Annotated in this window: 17 protein-coding genes and 1 riboswitch; of the genes, 6 read left to right on the forward strand and 11 right to left on the reverse strand. The window is 61.7% G+C overall.

Going from position 1 to position 21,542, the window contains the following annotated elements:
• Positions 1-140: 140 nt before the first annotated feature.
• The 4 genes from RGM2987_RS20150 to ahcY all read right to left on the reverse strand — a co-directional run bounded on the left by RGM2987_RS20150 (position 141) and on the right by ahcY (position 5,690).
• The gene (locus RGM2987_RS20150; protein WP_245144586.1) at positions 141-2,012 is read right to left on the reverse strand and encodes a DEAD/DEAH box helicase; all 1,872 of its coding nucleotides are present in this window, start codon (positions 2,010-2,012) and stop codon (positions 141-143) included.
• Between the two features lie 253 nt (positions 2,013-2,265).
• A complete protein-coding gene (locus RGM2987_RS20155; RefSeq protein ID WP_245144587.1) occupies positions 2,266-3,054 on the reverse strand; it encodes a transporter substrate-binding domain-containing protein in 789 nt (262 codons plus the stop codon).
• 222 nt (positions 3,055-3,276) lie between these two features.
• The gene (gene metF, locus RGM2987_RS20160; RefSeq protein ID WP_245144588.1) at positions 3,277-4,122 is read right to left on the reverse strand and encodes a methylenetetrahydrofolate reductase [NAD(P)H]; all 846 of its coding nucleotides are present in this window, start codon (positions 4,120-4,122) and stop codon (positions 3,277-3,279) included.
• A gap of 158 nt (positions 4,123-4,280) precedes the next feature.
• The gene (ahcY, locus tag RGM2987_RS20165) at positions 4,281-5,690 is read right to left on the reverse strand and encodes an adenosylhomocysteinase (protein ID WP_245144589.1); all 1,410 of its coding nucleotides are present in this window, start codon (positions 5,688-5,690) and stop codon (positions 4,281-4,283) included.
• Between the two features lie 23 nt (positions 5,691-5,713).
• A riboswitch (S-adenosyl-L-homocysteine riboswitch) is annotated at positions 5,714-5,819 on the reverse strand.
• 192 nt (positions 5,820-6,011) lie between these two features.
• Here ahcY and RGM2987_RS20170 point away from each other — a divergent pair.
• Positions 6,012-6,413, forward strand: a complete 402-nt coding sequence (locus tag RGM2987_RS20170; protein WP_280640011.1) for a hotdog domain-containing protein — start codon at positions 6,012-6,014, stop codon at positions 6,411-6,413.
• A 322-nt stretch (positions 6,414-6,735) separates the two neighbouring features.
• Complete coding sequence (locus RGM2987_RS20175) at positions 6,736-7,617, forward strand: formate/nitrite transporter family protein (RefSeq protein ID WP_245144590.1); 882 nt, start codon at positions 6,736-6,738, stop codon at positions 7,615-7,617.
• Positions 7,618-7,643: 26 nt separating this feature from the next.
• Here the strand turns inward: RGM2987_RS20175 and RGM2987_RS20180 are convergent, their stop codons facing one another.
• Complete coding sequence (locus tag RGM2987_RS20180; RefSeq protein WP_245144591.1) at positions 7,644-9,608, reverse strand: patatin-like phospholipase family protein; 1,965 nt, start codon at positions 9,606-9,608, stop codon at positions 7,644-7,646.
• Between the two features lie 245 nt (positions 9,609-9,853).
• Positions 9,854-11,014: an MFS transporter gene (locus RGM2987_RS20185; protein WP_245144592.1), complete on the reverse strand. Its 1,161-nt coding sequence runs from the start codon at positions 11,012-11,014 to the stop codon at positions 9,854-9,856.
• Positions 11,015-11,347: 333 nt separating this feature from the next.
• Between RGM2987_RS20185 and RGM2987_RS20190 the strand changes: the two genes are divergently transcribed.
• Positions 11,348-11,731: an MAPEG family protein gene (locus RGM2987_RS20190; protein ID WP_245144593.1), complete on the forward strand. Its 384-nt coding sequence runs from the start codon at positions 11,348-11,350 to the stop codon at positions 11,729-11,731.
• Positions 11,732-11,897: 166 nt separating this feature from the next.
• Here the strand turns inward: RGM2987_RS20190 and RGM2987_RS20195 are convergent, their stop codons facing one another.
• Positions 11,898-13,085 (reverse strand): MltA domain-containing protein, encoded by a 1,188-nt coding sequence (locus RGM2987_RS20195; RefSeq protein WP_245144594.1) that lies wholly within the window; start codon positions 13,083-13,085, stop codon positions 11,898-11,900.
• A gap of 127 nt (positions 13,086-13,212) precedes the next feature.
• Here RGM2987_RS20195 and RGM2987_RS20200 point away from each other — a divergent pair, with 127 nt between their 5' ends.
• Entirely contained in the window at positions 13,213-13,662 is a 450-nt protein-coding gene (locus tag RGM2987_RS20200) for a cytochrome c (RefSeq protein WP_245144595.1), read from the forward strand.
• Positions 13,663-13,719: 57 nt separating this feature from the next.
• On the opposite strand, the gene RGM2987_RS20205 is transcribed toward RGM2987_RS20200, so the two are convergent.
• Together RGM2987_RS20205 and ligB are read right to left on the reverse strand one after the other, a co-directional pair.
• Positions 13,720-14,115, reverse strand: a complete 396-nt coding sequence (locus RGM2987_RS20205; RefSeq protein WP_245144596.1) for a DUF1090 domain-containing protein — start codon at positions 14,113-14,115, stop codon at positions 13,720-13,722.
• Between the two features lie 90 nt (positions 14,116-14,205).
• Positions 14,206-15,879: an NAD-dependent DNA ligase LigB gene (gene ligB, locus RGM2987_RS20210; RefSeq protein ID WP_245144597.1), complete on the reverse strand. Its 1,674-nt coding sequence runs from the start codon at positions 15,877-15,879 to the stop codon at positions 14,206-14,208.
• Between the two features lie 206 nt (positions 15,880-16,085).
• On the opposite strand from ligB, the gene RGM2987_RS20215 reads away from it, so the two are divergent.
• Entirely contained in the window at positions 16,086-16,706 is a 621-nt protein-coding gene (locus RGM2987_RS20215) for a LysE family translocator (protein ID WP_245144598.1), read from the forward strand.
• A 215-nt stretch (positions 16,707-16,921) separates the two neighbouring features.
• Here the strand turns inward: RGM2987_RS20215 and metK are convergent, their stop codons facing one another.
• Both metK and RGM2987_RS20225 read right to left on the reverse strand, forming a co-directional pair.
• Positions 16,922-18,112, reverse strand: a complete 1,191-nt coding sequence (gene metK, locus RGM2987_RS20220) for a methionine adenosyltransferase (protein ID WP_245144599.1) — start codon at positions 18,110-18,112, stop codon at positions 16,922-16,924.
• A gap of 19 nt (positions 18,113-18,131) precedes the next feature.
• Positions 18,132-19,127: a metalloregulator ArsR/SmtB family transcription factor gene (locus RGM2987_RS20225; protein ID WP_245144600.1), complete on the reverse strand. Its 996-nt coding sequence runs from the start codon at positions 19,125-19,127 to the stop codon at positions 18,132-18,134.
• 271 nt (positions 19,128-19,398) lie between these two features.
• On the opposite strand from RGM2987_RS20225, the gene tkt reads away from it, so the two are divergent.
• The gene (gene tkt / locus RGM2987_RS20230) at positions 19,399-21,396 is read left to right on the forward strand and encodes a transketolase (protein ID WP_245144601.1); all 1,998 of its coding nucleotides are present in this window, start codon (positions 19,399-19,401) and stop codon (positions 21,394-21,396) included.
• Positions 21,397-21,542: the final 146 nt, after the last annotated feature.

Genomic DNA, 21,542 nt, shown 5'->3' on the forward strand with positions numbered 1-21,542 from the left:
ATGCGGTGTGACAGTCGCAGACAATGTTGCCTGACACACCGCATTCGCGAGCAAGCCCGCTCCCACCAGGGATTTGTGGCGATCAAATGAAAATGCCCCTGACCGTGAGATCAGGGGCATTTTTTTGCGGCTTGGAAAACTCAGCGGTTGCGGGTCAGCAGCGCTGGTTTTTCGCCCCGTGGGCGACTTGGCAGTTGGTCCAGCTGCTCAGGCGTCGGGAAGCGATCGGCTTTCGATTCCTTGTGCATGATCTTTGGCTGGTTGCCACGCGGGTTCTGCACGGCGGGTTCCTGGCGAGGCTGGTCATCACCGGCCGGACGACGAGGGCGGTCTTCGCGACGGGCCTGGCCGTCACGCGGCGCGCCGTTGCGTGGGCCGCTGCGCTTGCCCGGAGGGGTGCCAGTGGACGAGCCGTTACTGTTGCGCGGACCGTTCTGGCGCCCCTGTGACTGACCACCGCGCGGAGCACCGGCACCGGCACCGGCACCTGCGCCCTGCGCCGGGGCGCCTGGGCGGCGACCGCGGCCTTGGGCCGGTTTCTGCTGCGGCACATAGTCGACGCGGTTACCGAAGTTATCGACATCGTCGTCCAGGAACTCATCCGGGGCGCGATCGGCTGCGGCGCGTGGGGCTGGACGCTGCTGCTCACGGGCCGGCGTGCCTTCACGGGGCTTTTGCTCGCGAGCCGGGCGTTCGCCACGGCTGTTGCTGGCCGTTTTTTCCTTGCCCTTGTCCTTGCCTTTGTCCTTGCGACCGCCGCCACCGCCGCCGCCATTGGGGCCATCGCCACGCGGGCCACGGGCGTTGCGCGGGTTGCGCACGTCCGGACGCTCACGCACTTCAGGCTTCTCGGCCTCAATGGTGCTGGCATCGAAGCCCATCAGGTTGCCGTCAGGGATCTTCTGCCTGGTCATGCGCTCGATGCTTTTGAGCAGCTTTTCTTCGTCCGGCGCGACCAGCGAGATCGCTTCGCCCGAACGACCGGCCCGACCGGTACGGCCGATACGGTGCACGTAGTCTTCATCGACGTTCGGCAGTTCGAAGTTGACCACGTGTGGCAACTGGTCGATGTCCAGGCCGCGGGCGGCGATGTCAGTGGCAACCAGGATCCGCACTTCGCCGGCCTTGAAGTCGGCCAGGGCCTTGGTGCGCGCGTTCTGGCTCTTGTTGCCGTGGATCGCCACGGCCGGCAGGCCATGCTTGTCCAGGTACTCGGCCAGGCGGTTGGCGCCGTGCTTGGTGCGGGTGAATACCAGCACCTGTTCCCAGGCACCGGTGGTGATCAGGTGCGCCAGCAGGGCGCGCTTGTGGCTGGCCGGCAGGCGGAACACGCGCTGCTCGATGCGCTCGACCGTGGTGTTGGGCGGCGTGACTTCGATGCGTTCCGGGTTGTGCAGCAGCTTGCCGGCCAGGTCGGTGATGTCCTTGGAGAACGTCGCCGAAAACAGCAGGTTCTGGCGTTTGGCAGGCAGGCGGGCGAGGACCTTCTTCACGTCATGGACGAAGCCCATGTCGAGCATGCGGTCGGCTTCGTCCAGCACGAGGATTTCAACATGGGACAAATCGACGCTGCCCTGGCCGGCCAGGTCCAGCAAGCGACCGGGGCAGGCGACCAGCACGTCGACCCCACGGGCCATTGCCTGGACCTGGGGATTCATGCCAACGCCGCCAAAGATGCAGGCGCTGACGAATTTCAGGTCGCGAGCGTAGATCTTGAAGCTCTCGTGGACCTGGGCCGCCAGTTCGCGGGTCGGGGTCAGGACCAGTACGCGCGGTTGGCGCGGGCCATGACGCTGGGATTTGTCCGGGTGACCGTTGGGAAACAACCGCTCCAGGATCGGGAGGGCGAAACCGCCGGTTTTACCAGTACCTGTCTGTGCGGCGACCATCAGGTCGCGACCCTGCAACACGGCGGGAATGGCCCGCTGTTGCACCGGGGTAGGCTCGGTGTAGCCGGCGGCTTCGATGGCGCCGACTAAAGCCTCGGAGAGACCGAGGGAAGCAAAGGACATGAGTAATCCTGTTTTAGTGAGGGCCTGGCCCAATGGGATAGTCTTGCCTGGCGCGAATGACTTCAGTGAAAAAGACGTCATCCCGTCCGGTCCTGCCGGGTCTCAAAGGCTCTTGGGGACACGGCTCGCGCGGGCTGGAAGCTGCGCTGTAGCGGTGTCGGGAGACCGTTTGCAAGACCGGGCGTCCGGGCGTGAGCCTGGCGGGAAGGCGCGAGTATAACAGAGCAAACGCCGTGCGCCGCTTTCCTGCTGCTCAACGGTTTATTTGCGGGACGGCAGGACCGGGGGCTGTGACCTTGGCGACCGGGCCGGCACCATAGCGGGCGCTCAGTTCGGCATAGGCCGGTTCGCGCTTGAAACGCTTGAGTTCGGCGCCGAAACGCTGCACCAACAGATCCATCCCGGCCTTGCGGCGCACCGCCAGGTATTGGCTTTGACGGCTCACCACGACCGGGTTTTCGGTGATCTGGTCGCCCAGTTGCATCTGCTCGAGCACGTATCGGCCGACCCTGCGGTCAGTGATCAGCAGGTCGATCCGGCCCAGTTGCAACTTGCCGAAGTTCGCTTCGTGGGTCGGCGCCGTTTCCCGCTTGAAGTGGCGGGCTTCACTGAAGGCCTGGCTGTAGAGATAGCCGGGCGAGGTGCCGATAGTCAGGCCGCCCAGGTCGTCGAGCGAGCGAAACGGATGGGGGCGGGCATTGGCGTAGAACATCACGAACTCCACGTCCGAGAGCGGTTCGCTGGGGTACAGCAGCATCGCATCGCGCTCGCTGTTCTGGAAAATGTCCAGCGCACCGTCCGCCAGCCCCTGTTCCAGCATCGCCAGGCAACGCTTCCATGGCAGGAACTGCCATTCCACGTCGATGCCCAGGCGCTTGAACACGATAGCCGTGGTTTCGTAGTCCAACCCCAAGGCCTTACCGTTCTCTTCAAAGACGTAGGGCGCCCAGGGTTCGGTGACGATGCGCAACTTTTCGGCCCGGGCAACCATGCTCAGGCACAAGAGAAGAAAGGCGGTCAGTAAGTGGGCAATGACGGGCATGGCCTGAGGTTACGCCCAGAGCCCATCAAATAGCTAGAGCGCTCTGGCCTGTACCTTGGTTGCCTGTTGCAGACCTTTGGCGTGCTGGGTGCAGGCTGGTTCATTGAGCGGCCACGATCGTCCCCGAACGCCATGGCAAAATGAAAAAAGGCCCTGGTTTTCGCCAGGGCCCTTTGTTCGCATCAAGCCATCAAGCCATCAAGCCATCAAGCCATCAAGCCATCAACGCGGCAGCTTGAGGTTGTTCCACACCGCAAGACTCGGCTCGGCCTGGTTGAGGGTATAGAAATGCAGCCCCGGTGCGCCACCTTGCAGCAGGCGTTCACACATCTGCGTGATGACTTCCTCGCCGAAGCTCTGGATGCTGGAGGTGTCGTCGCCATAGGCTTCCAGCTGCTTGCGAATCCAGCGCGGGATTTCTGCGCCGCAGGCGTCGGAAAAGCGCGCCAGCTTGCTGTAGTTGGTGATCGGCATGATCCCCGGGACTACAGGAATGTCGACACCCAGCTTGCGTACGCGCTCGACAAAGTAGAAGTAGCTATCGGCATTGAAGAAGTACTGGGTGATCGCGCTGTTGGCGCCAGCATTGGCCTTGCGGACGAAATTGCGTAGATCATCTTCAAAGTTGCGCGCCTGGGGATGCATCTCCGGGTAAGCCGCTACTTCGATGTGGAAATGCTCGCCGGTTTCTTCACGAATGAAGTCCACCAGGTCGTTGGCATGGCGCAGTTCGCCGCTGGCCATGCCCATGCCGGAGGGCAGGTCACCGCGCAGGGCCACGATCCGCTTGATGCCCGCTGCCTTGTACTGGCTCAGCAGGCTGCGCAGGTCAGCCTTGCTGTCGCCCACGCAGGAAAGGTGCGGGGCGGCGGGGATTTTGACTTCGCTCTCAAGCTGCAAAACGGTGTTGATCGTGCGGTCACGGGTCGAACCGCCGGCCCCATAGGTGCAGGAGAAGAAGTCGGGGTTGTAGCTCGCCAGCTGACGGGCGGTGGCGATCAGTTTTTCATGCCCAGCATCGGTCTTCGTCGGGAAGAACTCGAAGCTGTAGCGACGGTCTTGGGACATGGTCATATCCTTGGAAACTCGTAGGCTTTAAGCCTTGTACATCACAAGGTGGGAGCGGGCTTGCTCGCGAATGCGATGGGCCAGACGACATTAATGTTGAATGAGGCGCCGCATTCGCGAGCAAGCCCGCTCCCACAAGGAGAGCAGGCGGTCGCCGATCAGTAGCGGTAAGCATGCGGCTTGAACGGGCCTTCGACGGTCACGCCGATGTAGTCAGCCTGTTGCTTGGTCAGCTTGGTGACCACGCCGCCGAAACCGCGGACCATTTCCAGGGCCACTTCTTCGTCGAGTTTCTTGGGCAGCACTTCCACGGTCAGGCGCTCGGCTTTCTGGGCCGGCGACAGGTCGGCGTATTTCTGGCCGAACAGGAAGATCTGGGCCAGGACCTGGTTGGCGAACGAACCGTCCATGATGCGGCTCGGGTGGCCGGTGGCGTTGCCCAGGTTTACCAGGCGGCCTTCGGCCAGCAGGATCAGGTAGTCGTCGTTCTGTGGGTCGAAGCTGCCGGCTCCGGTGCGGTGCACCTTGTGGACCTGTGGCTTCACTTCTTCCCATGCCCAGTTCTTGCGCATGAAAGCGGTGTCGATTTCATTGTCGAAGTGGCCAATGTTGCAAACCACGGCGCGCTTCTTCAGGGCCTTGAGCATGTTGGCGTCGCAGACATTGACGTTGCCGGTGGTGGTCACGATCAGGTCGATCTTGCCCAGCAGTGCCTTGTCGATGCTGGCTTCGGTGCCGTCGTTGTTACCGTCGATGAACGGCGAGACCAGCTCGAAACCGTCCATGCAGGCCTGCATGGCGCAGATCGGGTCGACTTCGGAAACCTTGACGATCATGCCTTCCTGGCGCAGGGACTGGGCCGAGCCCTTGCCCACGTCACCGTAGCCGATCACCAGCGCCTGCTTGCCGGACAGCAAGTGGTCGGTGCCGCGCTTGATGGCGTCGTTGAGGCTGTGACGGCAGCCGTACTTGTTGTCGTTCTTGCTCTTGGTCACCGAGTCGTTGACGTTGATCGCCGGGATCTTCAGCTCGCCCTTGGCCAGCATGTCCAGCAGGCGGTGTACGCCGGTGGTGGTCTCTTCGGTCACGCCGTGGACCTTGTCCAGCACGGCCGGGTATTTCTTGTGCAGCAGCTCGGTCAGGTCGCCGCCGTCGTCGAGGATCATGTTGGTGTCCCATGGCTGGCCATCCTTGAGGATGGTCTGCTCCAGGCACCACTCGTACTCTTGCTCGGTCTCGCCTTTCCAGGCGAATACCGGGATACCGGCGGCGGCAATGGCGGCAGCGGCCTGGTCCTGGGTGGAAAAAATGTTGCAGGACGACCAGCGCACTTCGGCACCCAGGGCAACCAGGGTTTCGATCAGCACGGCGGTCTGGATGGTCATGTGGATGCAGCCGAGGATTTTTGCGCCCTTGAGTGGCTGCTCACCGGAATACTTGCGACGCAGACCCATCAGCGCTGGCATTTCGGATTCGGCGATGATGATCTCGCGACGGCCCCAGGCGGCCAGGGACATGTCGGCGACTTTGTAATCGGTAAAATCTGCAGGCGTGATAACAGCGCTCATGAAGAGCCTCCATTCGTAATGTATGCGAATGGGCGCCGTTGTGCGTTTAGTGCCCGTGCAGGTGACCCGTACGAACAACGCCCCATCCGAGCCTGACAGGTCGAGCCTGCTGCAGCGCCCCTCGGACAGGTGGCGGGAACGGTCCAAAGCGAGGACCGGGGTGAAACGGGGGCGATTATAACGGCCTAATCGGATCTTCCAAAAGGGTTTCTGTCGGCAAATCAAAATTGCCGATGATCGTTATAGGGGGCGCGACATAGAGCCGGGCGACCCGGTCTGCCATGATGCGGCTATCCATCGGCCAGACATTGAGGAGTGAACATGAATTTCCACACCCGCAAATGGGTCAAGCCCGAAGACCTCAACCCCAACGGCACGCTGTTCGGTGGCAGCCTGTTGCGTTGGATCGACGAAGAAGCGGCGATCTATGCCATCGTCCAGCTGGGCAACCAGCGCGTTGTCACCAAGTACATCTCGGAGATCAACTTTGTCAGCGCCTCGCGCCAGGGCGACATCATCGAGCTGGGCATCACCGCCACCGAATTTGGCCGCACCTCCATCACCTTGACCTGCGAGGTGCGCAACAAGATCACCCGCAAGAGCATCCTGACCGTGGAAAAAATGGTCTTCGTCAACCTCGGCGAAGACGGGCTGCCTGCGCCCCATGGCCGGACCGAGATCAAGTATGTGAAGGATCAGTTCAAGGACGACATCAGCGAGTAGGATCGGGGGTGCCATCGCAAGCAGGGGCTCCGGACGTGGCGCAAAATGGATGGGCCCCGCAATCCCCTGTGGGAGCGGGCTTGCCCGCGAAAGCAGTGGGTCAGGCAACATATTCGTCAGCTGATACACCGCCTTCGCGAGCAAGCCCGCTCCCACATTTGATTTTGCGGCGCTCATTGAATGCTTGATCGCCGCGAATTCCTTGTAGGAGCGAGCCTGCTCGCGATGAGGCCCAGGGCATGCAACAACATTGCCTCAACCCACTGAACAGCTGCGAACGCCGCGTGTCGTAGATTCATCACGACCTCGCTACGGGCGCTTTATGGACACTGACAAAGACGGCAAGACCCCCGACCTGTCTCCGCAGGAAAAGCACGAAGTCAACCGCAACCAGCCGCCCCGGGCCGCGGTGCTGCATGAAATCATCCGCATCCAGGGTGACCAGGAGCTGGAGCGCAGTATCACCGCGCTCTGGTGGTCGGCCCTGGCAGCGGGATTGACCATGGGCCTTTCGCTGATGGCGATGGGGCTGCTCAACTCCCGGCTGCCGGACCACGAAGGCTTCAAGGTGATCGCTAGTTTCGGCTACTGCGCAGGCTTTCTCGCGGTGATTCTCGCCCGTCAGCAATTATTCACCGAAAACACCCTGACCGCCGTGCTGCCGGTCATGAGCAAACCCACCCTGGGCAATTTCGGCCGCTTGCTGCGGCTATGGAGCGTGGTGTTGGTGGGCAACCTGTGCGGCACCTTGCTGGTGGCCTATGTGATGCTGCACCTGCCGATCTTCGACCAGCGCACCGACCTGGCCTTCTTGGAGATCGGCCGCAAAGTCATGGAGAACGACACCGGCCAGATGTTTGCCAAGGGCATCATTTCCGGCTGGATGATCGCCACGATGGTCTGGATGATCCCGTCCATGGAAAGCGCCAAGATGTGGACCATTATCCTGATCACCTACCTGATGGCACTGGGGGATTTCACCCACATCGTCGTGGGTTCGGCGGAGGTGTCCTACCTGGTGTTCGCCGGGGAGCTGGCCTGGAAGGATTTCTGGCTGGTCTTCGCCGGGCCGACCCTGGCCGGCAACATCGTCGGCGGCAGCTTCATCTTTGCCTTGCTCAGCCACGCACAGATTCGTAGCGAGGAAGGGCCGCCCAAGGCCAGTCGTTCGAGTGAGGATGAGCGGCGTGTTGATTCGCAATAGGCGGGAAGCCGCTTGCAAGCTGCCACTCAGATCGGCGATCGGGTTTTTATCAGCCTTTTTTCCAGTTCATCGATGGTGGTTGAGCTCAACGGAGTCAGGCCGGTGAGGCGTGATTTGTAGTTTGCTATGAGGCGGATGAGCGCCTTGTTGAAGTCCGTTTCGTTCTGCGCCTGCGACAGCTCCCTGAGGGCGCCGGCGATCAGGTCCAGGTTCTTCTGGGGCTGGCCGCCCAGATAACGTGAGGGATAGAGCACATATTCAATGACGTTATCGATACGGGCAGCAAGGTCATGGCGCCGCATCTCCTCAACGGCGCGACTCGTGACCGTGGAAGCGATGTCGGATGCGCCCTCGTCCCAGAGGACTGTCGCCTGCAGGAACTGCATGAAATCCGGGTCGTTGCCGTGATTGAGGCTTTTCGCCAACCACTCCAGTTTGTCAGGTTGGTCCGCAAGGTCATCGAGCGCTGAAACGGCGTGGAGCATTGCCGGGTTTGGCTCAAGCTTGTCGGACATTTGGTTGGCAGCCTTGATCGCCTCCTTCAGGTTCGCCAACGCTTGCCGGGCCTTTTGCCTGAAATGACTCACTTCGGCATAGGTTTCTCTGCCTTCCGGCTCCATTTCCAATTGCGCGAACTGGTCGTTGTTCAACGCCAGCAGGGCGGCTCGCGATGAGGGGAACTGGAAGACCAGTTGTTCGGCGTTGCGTTTGTTCAGATGGTCCACTGTCTTCTTGCGCAACGCTTCCTGGAGCTCGTTTTTGACCTCCTTGCTCATCGGGAAGTTGATTGTCCCGTTGAACGTACCACTGAAATTGCCACTCTTGATCTTCATTGGAACGACAATCGTTTTATCCTTGAGGGGCTTCAGCCGTTCCTCAAGCCGTGCACCGTCCGCTGTAAAAGATCTCCCCAGAATTTTGTCGACCAGGGTCGATAGCCCCGTACCGTGCATTTTCGTTTCACCCGGTTCGGACTCGAATACGAGGATCAACTGTTCCGTGTCCGCGTCCGGAATCGGGCTCATCCTGACAGTGGGGCGGTCGAGACCGTGTATCGGTGTGTTCTGCTTGACGCCGCCGTCGACGAATTTGGTGATTTCATCGATACCGTCGTTGCTACCTTCTTGTCTTCTCAGTTGGAACGGCAGCCCCTGCTGGGTCGGTTTGCTGAATACCACCGGCAGGGCCGCAGAAATGAGCGCCGCCTCGGCAATATCCATTTCGGGGGTAAGCTCCGCACAGAACACCACCCGTTGCGCGCCGTCCTCGTACATGGCAGTGCCGGCGATTTCCAGCGCCTTGATTTGTTTAATCTCCTCGCTCAGCACCTTCAGGTCGCCAAACGTGATGTATTGGTTATTCCGAACGTTGGCGATGGCCCGTTGCGCGTCTTCACAAAGCCCGGTTTGTTGTTCGCAGCAAGCCAAAAGAGCCGCACAAGACTCTTTCCTGATCAGCTCTTTCAGCTTTGTGCCTTCAGAGCCCAGGCGCGGCAGCAAATCACAAAGCAATTGCACGAAGGGGATGGCTTTCATGTTTTTGCCCATCCTTGACCATTCCTGCTGCTCAGCCGCAACGTCGGCCTTTGCGCTATCGAGCAACGAGATAAGGGGGACGTCGTCAGAAATCCTGTCGAAGCCTTCATGGTTCATGCCACTGGCCAGTAAAGCGGCCGAAATGGCCCCGGCTGAGACGCCGCAGATCAGCCGGATAGCTTCCAATACGCCCATGGCTTCGAGTGCGGCGATGGCGCCGGAGTAGGCGGCGCCTTTGACGCCTCCGCCACTCAGGTTCAAACAATGGATTGGCGGGTGATCCATCAGGAGCTTGGCGCTACCGTCGGCATATTCAATGATCGTGATCGACTGTCCTGTTGCGTTGCGTACCAATACGCGCTCATTTTCGGGGGGCGTCGTGCTGGTGATCTCATTCGATGGCTCGGTAGGGTTCGAGCGCTGAGTAATGAAGTGTTGTATCGAAGGTAAAGGCATTCAGGTTCGTTCCTTGGACCCAGGGATAAGGGGGACCGAACTTTAAACAAAACCTGCCGGGATTTTTCCCGATGACTCAATTGGAAAAATAACCGCCGTTTGCCAACGCTTCCCGGCGGATTTCAATCAAAGGGCTCTGGAACGGGGCTTCCAGCAGTCAGGTAAAACAACCTGCGAGTACCGGAATATTTTCCTACTGAACGCGCAGCCCATTCGCTCACGGGTGGGGTGGATTTCTTCGGCCATCAAACAGCCAGCGCTGCCAAGCGTCGCTGCCGGTAGATGTAGAACAACGCCGTCAAGGTCGTCAGGCCGCCGACCAATGCCCCGGTCCACGGCAGGTCCGCCAGATCCGCGCCGCTGGCGACCACCAGGCCGCCGATCCACGCGCCCGCGGCGTTGCCGAGGTTGAATGCGCTCTGGTTCAGGGTCGAGCCGAGGTTCGGCGCCTCAAAGGCCTGGTCGATGATCAGCAATTGCAGGATCGGGCACAGGGCGAAGGCGAAGATGCCCCACAGCACCAGGGTGACCGCCGCTGGAATCACGGATTGACTGGTCTGGCTGAACGCGGCCAGCACCAGCACCACGGCCAGGGTCATGCCCACCAGCGACGGCAACAGGCGCCGGTCGGCCAGGCGTCCGCCGAGGAAACTGCCCGCCGTCAGGCCGACCCCGAACAACAACAGCATGAGCGTGACGCCATGGGGGCTGACGCCGGTGATGTCCTGCAGGATCGGCGCGATGTAGGTGAACACGCTGAACAGGCTGGTGGAGGCCAGCACGCTCATGCCCAGGGCCAGGAGCACTTTGGCCTTGCCCAGGACCTTGAACTCGCTGGCCAGGTTGGCCTTCTCCATGGGAATTTCCCGGGGCAGCCAGACCCATTGGGCGATCGCCGCGATCACACCGATGACCGCTACCGCCCAGAAAGTCGCGCGCCAACCGGCGTATTGGCCCAAGGCTGTGCCCAACGGCACGCCGAGCACGTTCGCCAGGGTCAGACCGGTGAACATCATGGCAATCGCCTGGGCCCGTTTGTTCGGCGCCACCAGCCCGGCCGCCACCACCGAACCGATGCCGAAAAACGCTCCGTGGCACAGCGCGGTAACGACCCGGGCGGCCATCAGCGTGACGTAGTTCGGCGCCAGCGCGCAGAGCACGTTGCCGAGGATGAACATCAAGGTCATGCCCAGCAATGTGGCCTTGCGCGGCATGTTGGCGGTGCCGATGGCGAGGATCGGCGCGCCAAATACCACGCCCAGGGCATAGCCGGTGATCAGCAGCCCAGCCTGGGGAATGCTCACCGCCAGGTCACGGGCGACGTCGGGCAATAGCCCCATGATGACGAATTCAGTCGTGCCGATGCCGAAAGCGGCGACGGCCAAAGCAAGCAAGGCGAGTGGCATGCGCAAGGTCTCTGTCTATAGTCTTGACGCTGATCAGGCATACGCATGCGGGTGCTCCGTTTCAAAGGATACGGGCATCAGCAAGATTGTTGGAATTGGAGTATGCGCAACTGAATGCGGCGTGGTGGCTGGCAGTATAAACAGCTGGCGCTGGATCGCGAATCCATTCATCGTCCTGCCGATGGGTGATTCGGCATGCGTTCTTTGCGAGAACCTTTCGGCCGTACGCGGCTCTTAGCTTGCGGACGGATGCTGCCAGGCATGGGGGTGATGGAGTCCTTGCCCGCGCCATCCAGCCCTATTTCCCCTGAAAACCGAAGAAGGAACTGCGTCATGACGGTTGCCCTGTGGTGTATTTTGATTGCCTTCGTGCTGCCTTATCTGTGCGTCGTCATCGCCAAGGTCGGCGGTAGATTCCGGTTACAGGACAACCACGACCCGCGGGATTTCCTGGAAAGCCTCGATGGTGTCCCCCGGCGTGCCTATGCCGCGCAACTGAACGGCTATGAAATCAACCCGGCCTTCGCCGCCGCAGTCATCGTCGCGCACCTGGCCGGCAACGCTGAGCTTGTGACCATCAATGTGCTGGCGGTGCTGTTCATCACCAGCCGGCTGCTTTACATCATCTGCTACCTGGCGGACTGGGCGATCCTGCGTTCGCTGGTGTGGTTGGTGGGGGTGGGGCTGGTGGCGAGTTTCTTCTTTGTTTCGATCTGAGCCTGGCGGCCAAGTCGTTGGTGCCTGTGCCGGCCTCTTCGTCGGATCGCCTCCCGGAGCAAGCCCGCTCCCACACTGGTCTGCGTTGATCTCGGATTTCGAGTCAACTCCAATTCCATGTGGGAGCGGGCTTGCTCGCGAAAGGGCCCTGTCAGTCGGCGCATCCTTACGGGTTGGCCGTCACCGCATTCGCCACCTGCGGCACTTGCGGCAGCGCCAGGCCTTTGGGCCAGAGCATCCAGATCTGTCCCTGCTGCTTCATGTCTCCGGCCAGTTGCCCCGCGGCCTCGCCGGTGCCCCAGAACAGATCCGCGCGCACTTCACCGGTGATCGCGCCGCCGGTGTCCTGGGCGGCGACGGGTCGGTTCACGGCGCTGCCGTCGGGACGGGTGGTGGACAGCCACAGCAGGCTGCCCAACGGAATCACCTTGCGATCCACCGCCACGCTGTAGCCGGCGGTCAGTGGCACATTCAACGAACCACGCGGGCCTTCGTTGCTGTCGGGATTGCGGTTGAAAAACACGTAGCTGGGGTTGCTGCCCAGCAGCTCCGGAATCCGGTTCGGGTTGGCCCTGGCCCAGGCGCTGATGGTGCCCATGGTCACGTCTTCCTTCGCAAGTTGCCCTTGTTCGACCAGCCAGCGACCGATGGGCCGGTAAGGGTGGCCGTTCTGATCGGCATAGCCAATGCGCAGTTGGCGGCCGTCATCGAGGCGGATGCGTCCCGAGCCCTGGATCTGCAAAAATTGCAGGTTCATCGGATCGGTCAGCCAGGCGATGACCGGTGCTTTCACACCCTTGGTCTCGATGGTGGCGGCATCGTCGTACGGCTTGAGCACCCGGCCTTCGAGCCGGCCGCGCAGGCGCTTGCCCTTGAGCTCCGGATAAATGCTGTCCAGCGACACGATGATCATGTCTTCCGGCACCCCGTACACCGGGACATTCGCAGTGGCGGTACGGGTCAGGCTGCCCGGGTAGACCGGTTCGTAGTAGCCGGTGATCAGGCCGTTGGGGCTGTTGTCCCCCGAGCGCAGCCCATAGACATCCAGATTCTGTTTCAAGAAGGCGCGTACGTCCCGGGCAGTCTGCGGCACATTGGCCGCCGCCGTGCAGGTCAGGCCCCAGTTCGGGTCGGCCTTGAGCCGGGGGCAGGCGCTGCGCCAGGCGCCGAAACCGGCCAGCAGGTCTTCATCGGATACCGCCGGCAGGGCGTCCCATGGCGCGCTGACATAGGTCGCCAGGGCATGGGTCTTGGGCTCTTCGACCTGTTCGCCGCGATTGCAACCGGTCAGTAGCGCGATCAGCGGTAGGGTCAATGCCAGGCCTTTGTGCCAGGTCTTGAAGCGGCTGTTCATGAAGATTTCCTTTGCAGTCGTCCGAGCGCTGTATCCGCAGCCCGAACAACCCTTATTGTTGATAGGGCCATTGGTCTTTGCCAATGACCCGAGGATACTGACCGTCGTTTCCTGTCCCGAGGCCAAGATGTTTGTAAAACGATTTTCTGTGACCGTGCTGGCCTGCCTGATGTTATCCGCCTGTGGCGGCGTCGATCCCAATTCGCCCCTGGGCCAGCGCAAGGCGATTTTCAAACAGATGCTCAAGACCGGTGAAGAGTTGGGCGGCATGCTGCGTGGCCGCGTTCCGTTCGACGGTGCGCGGTTCGCCGAGGGCGCGGTACAACTCGATCAACTGTCCCACGAACCGTGGAAGCATTTTCCCCAAGTGCGCGAGCAGGACCATACCAGCGCCCGGGATGACGTCTGGCAGAAACAGGCGCGTTTCCAGGAACTGGCCCGCCACCTTGAAACCGCCACTGGAGAGCTGGTGGTCGCCAGCCAAATCCAGCCCTACAAAGCCAGCAACCTGGGGCCGGCGGTGCAGAAGGTCGAAGATGCGTGCAGCGCCTGCCATAAGGAATTTCGCGACCATTGATGGGCCGTGAAGGATTGCCGGCTCGGGCAGTGACCGAGGCCGGCGATCCTTCAGCATTTATTTATCCAGTTCATCCACCGCTTCCTGCAGCTCCTTGCGGGAAGTCGCCAGCTTGTCCTTGCGTTTGTTGATCCGCTCGGCGTCGCCTTTCTTCATGGCCTTTTCCAGGTCGGCCTGGCGCCGACTTACCTCATGCTTGGCTTCAAGCACCTTGTTTTCACGTTCTTTGCGCAAGGACGCGTCGGTGCAATGGGTGGTGACCTCGTCCAGCGCAGTCTCCAGGCCCGCTTGCTGATCCTGGTTGCCACGGGACTTGGCCAGCTCGATCTGGTTGATGATGCCCTGGCGCTTGGCTGCGCAGCCGGTGAGCTCCGGGGCTTGCTCGTCCGCCAGCAAAGGCGCGGCCATGGCGCTGCATATGACCAGCAGGGCAACGGGTGACAGGAAATTCATAGCAACTCCGTAGATAAATCGCGAGCGGTCGGCACAGATGCGCTGTTGGAGCACAAATTGGCCCCTCGGGTTCAACCGCGCGGGTGCCGATTAGAACCCGTCGACACCGGCGGTGCGTAACATTTGACTCAAGGCCTGGACCTGAGGGGCGCGAAAAAACGCGCTTAATTGCGCGGCGCGTCCCGGTCCGATGCCAGCTTCGGCTTGCCATTGCTCAGTGCTGCGCTCGGCCAGTGCCTGCCAGGGCCCCTCCAGCCGGGCCTCGCCAACGGGCGGCAGGCCAAGGGCCTTGAGCCATTGGCCGAAGGGGCGCTGGCGGGCGCTGCGCAAACTGGTGAGCAAGCGATTGGCGCTGAGTTCGCCGAAGCCGGTCATGTTAGCAAGCTCGGCGGCATCGAGGGTCATCCAATCCAGCAAACCGTCGAGCCGACCGGCGGCCAGGAGTTTTTCCCAGGTGCCGGGGCCGACATGGGGCAGGGCGAGCCCGTGTTTGCCGCTGAGCCAATTGAGGCGCGCGAGGAATTGGCTCTCGCAGCCCGGTGTCGGTTGCCAACAACTCAGCAGGTGATAATCGGTTGCCACCGGAACGCTGATTTCTTCGCGCACGACACTGCGCAAGACCACGTTTTCGAGTCGCGGAATCGTCAGCCCGGCCAGGCTGATGGCGACCCGGTCGCCGGGACGGATGTCCAGCTCCTCCCAGCGCTTGAGCGAGCTGACGCTCACCCGGCGGATCTGTCGGTCGTCGAGCAGGGTGGGTTCAAGCTCCAGCACCGGCGTGACCCGTCCGGTGCGGCCAATCTTGAAGCGCACCTTGCGAACTTCGGCCAATGCCTGCGCATGCGGGTACTTCCAGGCCACGCTCCAGAACGGCGTCCGGGCCTGCCAGCGGTCGGCGCTCGGGCGGTGGCTTTGGCGCAGGACGATCCCGTCGCTGGCGAACGGCAAGGGTGTGCGATACCAGTGGTTGCGCCAACGCTCGGCGTCGGCCAATGCCTGGACAGGCTCGTTGTAGGCGATGGTGTCAGCGAAGCCCAGGTTACTCAGGGCCATCATCCGGTCGGGCAGGGTGTCCGGCCCTTCGGGCCAGTCCCAGACAAACAGGCCGATGCCTGCTGCTTCCTCGGCGGTCAGATTGCGCCGCGCCATCAAGCCCGCCACCGTCCCCCGAGCATTGAGACTTCCGCTGCTGGCCTGGACATGAGCGCCCAGCCGCCAGTACAACTCGCCCTGGACGAGCAGGTCCAGGGGTTGTTGCAGTTGTTGGGGGATGGCGTCGATTTTTTGCGCATTCAACGTCCAATCGTGTCCCCGGACGCCATTGCCGCGACTGATCGCCTGGTGCAGCAAGCCTTGGCGGTAGATCAGCGTGACGGCCACGCCATCGACTTTGGGCTGGGCCCAGACGTCTTCCCGGCCGCGCAGCCAGGCCTGCGCCGCTTTGGCATCCTTGAGCTTTTCCAGACCGGTATGCACCACCGGGTGCGGCACCTTCCCGCCCGCCGTGCGCAAAGGGCTTGCCGGCATCTCCAGGCCATGGCAACGACGCCATTGGCCCAGTTGCGTGCGGGCCTGATCGTAAAGCTCATCGGCCACCGGCGAATGGCCGCCACGGTGATAGCTGTCGTCCCAGGCGTCGACTTGTCGTTGCAGGGCCGTAATCTCTGCGTGGGCGCGTTCGGTGGGCCAGTCGGGACAGGGCGCTGCAATGACAGGGCTGGCAATGAAGAAAAGACAGGCGAGTACAGGTAATAACGGTGGCATCGAAGCATCCTTGCTCGTGGAGTAACCGCAAGGCTAGTCGCTGCCGCAAACGTTGGGAGGACCGGAGCGTTACCGGGTTTTACCAAGGCTGATGGCGAAGTCGCGGCGGTACAGTCCGGAGCGATTTAGCCGCGCAACTGTCCCTTGAAGCCGTCACTGGCCGGCGCAGAATGGACCCTCGATCCACATTTGCCTGGAATCCTGCGATGGACCTGACGACGCTCGCTGTTTTCATCCCAGCCTGTTTTGCCCTGAACATGGCGCCGGGGCCGAATAACCTGCTGTCCATCAGCAATGCCTCGCGTTATGGCTTCGTCCGGGCGTGCAGTGGCGGCATCGGTCGATTGCTGGCGTTTGCAATCATGATTGCCCTGGCGGCGGTGGGGCTCACGGCGGTATTGCACACTTCGGAACTGTTGTTTCTGGGGATCAAGCTCGTCGGCGCCGGTTATCTGTTTTACCTGGCCGTGCAGTTGTGGCGCGCTCAGCCTGAGGTCGACATCGAAGCCATGGTCGCATCGATGGGGATGGTTAACCTGGCGCGCCAGGAGTTTCTGGTGGCGATCGGCAATCCGAAGGCGATTCTGTTGTTTACCGCGTTTCTGCCGCAGTTCGTTGACCGCGCCGGCACGGTCACCCAGCAGTTCGCGGTGCTCGGCGGACTGTTCCTGGCGTTGGAGTGCATTGCCATCGGGTTGTATTGCTACATGGGGATATATGCGCGGCGGCTGTTTGCACGGCCGAGTGGCAAGCGTTTGTTCAATCGGATGTGTGCGGGGTTGTTGGCGAGTGCGGCTTCGTTTTTGCTGGTGGCGCGCCGATCTTAAGTCCGATAGAAGCCCCTGTGGCGAGGGAGCTTGCTCCCGCTGGGGCGCGAAGCGCCCCCCCCCGATGTAACATTCAGGGATATTGGATCTGCGGCGCGCTCTATTGGGGTTGCTGCGCAACCCAGCGGGAGCAAGCTCCCTCGCCACAGAGTTATGTTTGGCATGAAAAAGCCCCTGGCGACCTGGTCGCCAGGGGCTTTTCTTGACGGCGGGCGTTACAGGCCGGCAGCGGCGCGCAGGGCGTCGGCGCGGTCGGTTTTTTCCCAGGTGAAGGTGGTGAAGGTGTCACCATCGACCGTCTTGGTTTGCGGCGTGCGGCCGAAGTGGCCGTAGGCTGCGGTCTCCTGGTACATCGGGTGCAGCAGGTCGAGCATGGTGGTGATGGCGTATGGACGCAGGTCGAATACTTCACGTACCAGCTTGATGATCTTGTCGTCGCCGATCTTGCCGGTGCCGAAGGTGTTCAGCGAGATCGACGTAGGCTGGGCGACGCCAATGGCGTAGGACACCTGGATCTCGCAACGCTCGGCCAGGCCGGCGGCCACGATGTTCTTGGCGACGTAGCGACCGGCGTAGGCGGCCGAACGGTCGACCTTGGATGGATCCTTGCCGGAGAATGCACCGCCGCCGTGACGGGCCATGCCGCCGTAGCTGTCGACGATGATCTTGCGGCCGGTCAGGCCGCAGTCGCCAACCGGGCCACCGATGATGAAGTTGCCGGTCGGGTTGATGTGGAACTGGGTGTCCTTGGACAGCAGCTCGGCAGGCAGCACATGCTTGACGATCAGTTCCATCACGCCTTCGCGCAGGTCCTTGTAGGACACTTCAGGGTTGTGCTGGGTCGACAGCACGATGGCGTCGATACCCACCACCTTGCCATTTTCGTAACGGCAGGTGACCTGGGACTTGGCGTCCGGACGCAACCATGGCAGCAGGCCGGATTTGCGGGCTTCGGCCTGGCGCTGGACCAACTGATGGGAGAAGGTGATCGGGGCTGGCATCAACACGTCGGTTTCGTTGCTGGCGTAGCCGAACATCAGGCCCTGGTCGCCGGCGCCCTGGTCTTCCGGCTTGCTGCGGTCAACGCCTTGGGCGATGTCTACCGATTGCTTGCCGATGATGTTCATCACGCCGCAGGTAGCGCCGTCGAAGCCGACCTCGGAGCTGTTGTAGCCGATGCCCAGGATCACGTCGCGCACGATCTGTTCCAGATCGACCCAGGCCGAGGTGGTGACTTCACCGGCGATGATCGCCACGCCCGTTTTCACCAGAGTCTCGCACGCCACGCGGGCGAACTTGTCTTCAGCAATGATGGCGTCCAGCACCGCGTCAGAAATCTGGTCGGCGATTTTGTCCGGATGCCCTTCAGACACGGACTCGGAGGTGAAAAGGGAGTATTCGCTCATCTCGATGTTTTCCTACAAGTTACCGTTGGTGTGTGTCGCCAGTCGGCCGCTGGAAGTGGCGAACCTGGATCTGGAAACCATTGCGTAAGCCTACATAGAGGCTTTCCCCGGGCACGAGGCCCGCGGCGGTGGCCCAACGGGCCAGGTCGTCCTGTTCAAACCCCAGCCAGAGATCTCCGCAGGCCTCCCTGGCCCAGCTCTGGTTGTGGCTGCATAACTCCGTCACCAGCAGGCTGCCGCCCGGTTTCAGCAGCTCGGCCATGTGCCTGAGGGCATCGGCCGGCGCGGCGAAATGGTGCAGCACCATATTCAACACGACGCAGTCAGCCTGCAGGTTCACGCCGTCCAAGGCATCGGCCAATTGCAGGCAAACGTTAGGCAGCGTTTCCCGCTCGCAGACCTGGCGCGCCAGTTCGAGCATGGCCAGGCTGTTGTCCAGCGCCGTTACCTGGCTGAAACGCTGCGCCAGCTCCGGCAGGAAAGCACCATCGCCGGGGCCGACTTCGATTGCCGTGGCCGCCGGCTCGAAGCTTAGCTTGTCGAGCAGCGCCACGACGCTTTCGCGGTACTGCGGCAAGCCGGCGATCAGGTCTTGCTGGGCGCGAAACTTCTCCGCAACCCGGGCGAAAAAATCCTGGCTGGCGGCGGCCCGTTGCCGGTGAACCTGGGCGATACGCGCCTGCACGCCGGTCGGCAGCTCCAGCGCATCCACTTCTTCGAGCAGTGCGGCGTGCAGCTTGCCGCCCAACAACTCGGTGTGGGGCAGGGCGCGACGATAGAAGATGGCATTGCCTTCGCGGCGGGTCGCCACCAGGTCGGCCTGGGCCAAAACCTTAAGATGGTGGCTCATGCCGGACTGGCCGATGTCGAAAATCTGCGCCAGTTCCAGCACGCCGAACGAATCGTTGGCCAGGGCGCGCAATACATTCAGGCGCAACGGATCGCCGCCGGCCTTGCAGAGGGCCGCCAGCTCGTCGCAATCGTCATGGCGAATGGAGGGCGCGTGTAGGTTCATAGGGCGGCAGTCTAGAGAGGGGGGCGGATCACCGCAAGGTCAATATCAAAAAGTTTTGATATTGCTGGATAAATGGCACTTCCCATCGTGTGCTTGACTCTACAAGCCATCAGCGGAAAGGTTTCACCTGGCGAATGCACCTTTATCCACCGGAAAAACGCCCAAGGATGACTATCTGTCATTGCCCCAAGGCGGGTGGCTGAGGGAAAATGCTCGCCTTTTTCAGTTTCGTTTTATTCATTCTTGATTCAATTCCCGCAGGAGATCAGCGATGCCCAGCCGTCGTGAGCGAGCCAATGCCATTCGTGCCCTCAGCATGGATGCCGTGCAGAAAGCCAACAGCGGCCACCCCGGTGCCCCGATGGGCATGGCGGATATCGCCGAGGTGCTCTGGCGCGATTACCTCAAGCACAGCCCGAGCAACCCCTCGTTCGCCGACCGTGACCGCTTCGTGTTGTCCAACGGCCACGGCTCGATGTTGATCTATTCGCTGTTGCACCTGACCGGCTACGACCTGTCGATCGATGACTTGAAAAACTTCCGCCAGTTGCACAGCCGCACCCCGGGCCACCCGGAATACGGCTACACCCCGGGCGTGGAAACCACCACCGGTCCACTGGGCCAGGGCCTCGCCAACGCCGTGGGCTTTGCCCTCGCGGAAAAAGTCCTGGCGGCGCAGTTCAACCGTCCAGGCCATGACATCGTCGACCACCACACCTATGTATTCCTGGGTGATGGCTGCATGATGGAAGGCATTTCCCACGAAGTCGCCTCCCTGGCCGGCACCCTGGGCCTGAACAAACTGATCGCCTTCTATGACGACAACGGCATCTCCATCGATGGCGAAGTCGAAGGCTGGTTCACCGACGACACGCCCAAGCGTTTCGAAGCCTACAACTGGCTGGTGATCCGCAACGTCGACGGCCACGATCCGGAAGAGATCAAGACCGCCATCGAGACCGCCCGCAAAAGCGCCCAGCCGACCCTGATCTGCTGCAAGACCACCATCGGTTTCGGCTCGCCGAACAAGCAAGGCAAGGAAGACTGCCACGGCGCGCCACTGGGCGCCGAGGAAATCGCCCTGACCCGTGCGGCCTTGAAGTGGAACCACGGTCCGTTCGAAATCCCGGCCGACATTTACGCCGAATGGGACGCCAAGGAAAAAGGTCGTGCGCTCGAAGCCGACTGGGACCAGCGTTTTGCGGCTTACTCGGCCAAATTCCCTGAGCAGGCCAACGAACTGGTGCGTCGTCTCAGCGGCGAGCTGCCGGCCGATTTCGCTGAAAAAGCCTCGGCGTACATCGCTGAAGTCGCGGCCAAGGGCGAAACCATCGCCAGCCGCAAGGCCAGCCAGAACACCCTGAACGCCTTCGGCCCACTGCTGCCGGAACTGCTGGGCGGCTCGGCCGACCTGGCCGGTTCCAACCTGACCCTGTGGAAAGGTTGCAAGGGCGTGAGTGCCGAAGATGCCAGCGGCAACTACATGTACTACGGCGTTCGCGAGTTCGGCATGAGCGCCATCATGAACGGCGTCGCCCTGCACGGCGGCCTGGTGCCTTACGGCGCTACCTTCCTGATGTTCATGGAATACGCCCGCAACGCCGTGCGCATGTCGGCGCTGATGAAAAAACGCATCCTGTATGTGTTCACCCACGACTCCATTGGCCTGGGCGAAGACGGCCCGACCCACCAGCCGATCGAGCAACTGGCGAGCCTGCGCTGCACGCCGAACCTGGACACCTGGCGCCCATGCGATGCCGTGGAATCGGCGGTGGCCTGGAAGTACGCCATCGAGCGCAACGACGGTCCATCGGCGCTGATCTTCTCCCGTCAGAACCTGCAGCACCAGGACCGCAGCGCCGAGCAGATCGGCGACATCAGCCGTGGCGGCTATGTGCTCAAGGACTGCATCGGCGAGCCTGAACTGATCCTGATCGCCACCGGTTCCGAAGTCGGCCTGGCTGTGCAGGCTTACGACAAGCTGACCGCACAGGGCCGCAACGTGCGCGTGGTTTCCATGCCTTGCACCAGCGTTTTCGACGCCCAGGATGCTGGCTACAAGCAGGCCGTGTTGCCGTTGCAAGTCAGCGCCCGCATCGCTATTGAAGCCGCTCACGCCGACTACTGGTACAAGTACGTGGGCCTGGAAGGCCGCGTGATCGGCATGACCACCTACGGCGAATCGGCGCCTGCGTCGGCGCTGTTCGAGGAGTTCGGCTTTACCCTGGAAAATATCCTGGGTCAGGCTGAAGAACTGTTGGAAGACTGATCCAAAAGTTGCGTCGTCTGGACTGGCGCCTTCGCGAGCAAGCCCGCTCCCACATGGGATTACCTTCTCCTGTGGGAGCGGGCTTGCTCGCGAAAGCGGTAGCTCAGGCAATACTGAGCTGAAGGATTCACCACGGTAATCGAGAC

The sequence above is a fragment of the Pseudomonas sp. RGM2987 genome (assembly GCF_022952855.1).
Lineage (GTDB): Bacteria > Pseudomonadota > Gammaproteobacteria > Pseudomonadales > Pseudomonadaceae > Aquipseudomonas.